2 protein-coding genes are annotated in these 3,694 nt (G+C 34.9%); one reads left to right on the top strand and one right to left on the bottom strand.

Going from position 1 to position 3,694, the window contains the following annotated elements; translation table 11 throughout:
* Position 1: 1 nt before the first annotated feature.
* Positions 2–2,806 (bottom strand): carboxypeptidase regulatory-like domain-containing protein, encoded by a 2,805-nt coding sequence (locus tag AB8B65_RS04170; protein WP_405299598.1) that lies wholly within the window; start codon positions 2,804–2,806, stop codon positions 2–4.
* A 138-nt stretch (positions 2,807–2,944) separates the two neighbouring features.
* Here AB8B65_RS04170 and AB8B65_RS04165 point away from each other — a divergent pair.
* Positions 2,945–3,694: endonuclease/exonuclease/phosphatase family protein (locus AB8B65_RS04165; RefSeq protein ID WP_405299597.1), on the top strand; the 750-nt coding region annotated here is incomplete at its 3' end.

Genomic DNA, 3,694 nt, shown 5'->3' with positions numbered 1-3,694 from the left:
TTTAGAATCTAAAATATAAGTTTAAGAAATACGTTCTTCCTCTACCATACCAGTACCTGTTACCAAATACTCTTGTTTCAAGTGCAGAGTCGTCTCTTAATTCTCTGAAGTTTGCATTTCTTCCTTGCTCAAAACCTCCAGTTCTGTATTCTTTGTCAAATAAGTTATTGATACTTGCAAAGAAACCTACGTAATAGTCACCTAGTTTCCATGATTTTCCACCAACTAAGTTTACTAACATATAATCATCAAATTGTTCTTGTCTTAATAATTCACGTGCCAATTCTGGATCGTAATCATTAAATACTTGTCCATCAAAATCTGTGTAGAAGTTACTACTTCTTTGTAATGGACTTACGTCGATGTATGCGTTTGAGAAGAAGTTACTTGTAGCTCCAAACCACCAGTAATCTGGATCTCTATATTCAAACCCTACAGAGAAAGCTCTTTGTGGTCCTCCAGCAATTCTATAGTTTTCTAACGCAGCTTCACCGAAATCTAATTTTCCATCAACAAATCCTGCAGCTCTTGTTTGAATGTTATCTTCAGAAGTTACAAATAAGTTTGGATTGTTATCGTACGTATATTGACCTAAAGAGGCAACACCTTTTAATTTGATTGTTGAAGTTACTTGTGCTTCAATACCTAATTCACCACCAATGTGTCTTTTGTCTACACCTTGTAAAATTTCTTGAACAAATGCTTGATTGTCTCCTCCAATTCCATCAGCGAAAAAGAAAGAAATTTCATTTGCATCTTGCATTTTAGTGTAATAACCCGTTAATCTAGCTTTTACTATTGGAGATCTAAAGATATAACTTGCATCAATTGATGTAATTTTTTCTTCTGTAATACCTGGTACAACATTGTTGTTTTCTCTTGAGTTAGAGAATGTATTACGAATAGATGGTGCTCTTGTTACATATCCTGCATTTAGATCAAATAAGTGACGACCTGTTAATTTATAAGTCAATCCTGCTTTTGCTCCTAAACCAGTAAAAGATAATTTTTCTCCTTTTCCGAATGAAGTATCAGCAAAACCACCGTTTCTGTACAATCCTTCACGTTGGTACGTTGTATTTTCAATACTACCTGCTACAAAGAAATCTACTTTTTTGTATTTGAATTGTGCTTGTGCAAAACCACCAATGGTGTTTGATCTTATTTCGAAGTTGTAACGGAAACGATCTCCTTCGGTTACTAATCTATTAGGATTGTTTAAGTCATTTTGTACAGCATCTGGCTCTAATATTAAGTCACTTGCAAAAGCATCAACATCTAAGTATGCACGAGCGCCTAATAAATCTGTTAATTCAGCAAAGTTTTCAGAAACTAAAGACGTAAAGTTTGCACTTGCGTTTAATGTGATGTTATCGTTAATGGCTGTATTTAAAATTGTATTTGCTGTAAACTGTCTGTCGTCAGCTCTATCTTCGTATACAATATTGACTGCATTTCCACCAGCAACTAAGTTGTTTTGGTTGGCAGTGTATAAAGCTTGCCAATCAAGTTGACCGTTATTGATAAAGTCTTCACGCGCTCCGGCAGCTAATGCTGGATTGTCAGGAGAGTTTCTTTCAAAAAAACTTGGTAATTTTTGGTAGTATGTAGGACTTGGATTTGGCGATCCTCCAATTGGAAAACCACTCACGTCTAAATCTGTACCTCCAAAGTCTAAACGACTTCTTCCTTGCTCACCAAATTGGTATGCTATATTTGTAGTTAAGGTTGTACTTTCGGCAATATCCCAATAATGATTTAACATTAAGATTGGCTCTACAACTCTACGTACTCTTGAGTTACGTTTTTCTCCATCTTGGTATCCCCAAAAATCGTTGTAACGAATTCCTTTTAGGTCGTATACTTCTTGTGTATTTGCAGAAGATAAACCTCTTCTGTTTGGTGCGTATATTCCTGTAAAGTTAATACTATGCTTATCGTTTAATTGTTTTTCAACGGAAACGAATAAAGAATTTGCGTCATAGAAAGTAGCGTCGTTAAAACCTTCATCTCCCCATCTTCTTCCTGCTGAAACTGTATACGCCCATCCGTTTTCTAGTAAACCAGAAGAATAGGTTGCTATAAGTCTGTTAGTGTAACTTCTGTCTGATGACGAATACGTTACTCTACCACCTTCTCTGTATTGAGAAGCTCTAGTACTGATGTTTGTTGTTCCTAAAATACCTCCAAATGTATAATCTGAAGCACTTAAACCATTTGTAAGTTCTTGATTTCTTACAACGTCATTCAATCCTCCCCAGTTACTCCATTGTGGTCTTCCGTTGAACTGTTTGTTCATTTTAATACCATTAATAAGTACTGTTCCATTTTCAGAGTCTAAACCTCTTACTCTGAAGAAAGTTGCTCCGAATTCAAAAGCCGCAGTTCGTAAGTATATATCTCTTGAAGATTGTAATAATCCTGAGATATTGTCTGCTGCCGTTGAATCATCATTCAATTCATCATCTGTTAATGTTAAAAGGGTAACATCTTCTTGGATGAATTTTTTTAACAAAATTGTACCTAAGTCAATTGCTTGACCGTCAGTAACTGTTACAGGCATTCTTAATATTGAATATCCGTCTTTCGTAAATACGATATCCACTTCACCTGCCGCAACATTTGTTAACTTAAAAGCTCCAGATGCATCTGTAACAACTTCTTTTTTGTTGTTACCTGCAACCGAGACCAAAACATTTTGAATTGCGTCATCTGTGTTGGCATCAAGAACGATTCCCGTAATTGAATTTTGTCCGCTGACAAACCAAACTGATAGCAATCCAAATAAAAAAATAAGTTTTTTCATACTGTAATTTGCAATTAATTATTATTCGAGTTTAAAAAATCTTTAATAACGACGCGCAAATGTACATTATTTATAATTAATAACTACTTTTGGTCTATCTTTTGTATAGATTGTTTTAGATAACGTAACATTCAATAAATGAAAAACCTTAGATCCCTAGTATCACTAGCTTTTTTAGTAGTTTTTACCCAGGCATGGGCACAGAAAAAAAAGCAGTATAAAGTGCAAACAATAGCTTTTTATAACGTTGAAAACCTGTTTGACACCGTTAATGACCCACTGAAAGATGACGAGAAAAGTCCAATTATGGAAATTCAAGGTGATCGTTCAAAAATTTATGAAGATAAAATATCAAAACTTGCCCGTGTAATTTCGGATATTGGGTACGATGTTTCCAAAACAACACCTGCAATTTTAGGTGTAGCCGAAATTGAAAATAAGAAAGTTTTGGAAGATTTGGTAAAGCATCCAAAGTTGAAAGATTCTGATTATGGTATTATCCATTTCGATTCGCCTGATAAAAGAGGTATTGATGTTGGATTGATTTATAAGCAAGGTGTTTTTCAGCCGCACAGTTTCTCAAAACATCCGCTGTATATTTATGATGGCGACAAACGTATTTATACGAGAGACCAATTGTTGGTCTCTGGTGTATTGGATGGTGATGAAGTACATATTATTGTAAATCACTGGCCATCACGAAGAGGTGGAGAAGCCAGAAGTAGACCAAAACGTGTAAAAGCTGCCGAGTTGAATAAGCGCATTATTGATTCTTTACAAGACATTGATAAGAAAGCTAAGATTTTTACGATGGGCGATATGAATGATGATCCTTTTAATGTAAGTATGAAAGAAGTACTTAAAACAAAAGATAAGCGTGAAGATGCC

The sequence above is a fragment of the Kordia sp. genome (genome assembly GCF_045105435.1).
Lineage (GTDB): Bacteria > Bacteroidota > Bacteroidia > Flavobacteriales > Flavobacteriaceae > Kordia.
The sequence above is the reverse complement of the archived record's forward strand: the minus strand, read 5'-3'. Positions and strand labels throughout refer to the sequence as shown.

Excerpts from the sequence above, each read along its gene's own strand:
- AB8B65_RS04170 (WP_405299598.1), bottom strand. The coding sequence starts at position 2,806 with ATGAAAAAACTTATTTTTTTATTTGGATTGCTATCAGTTTGGTTTGTC.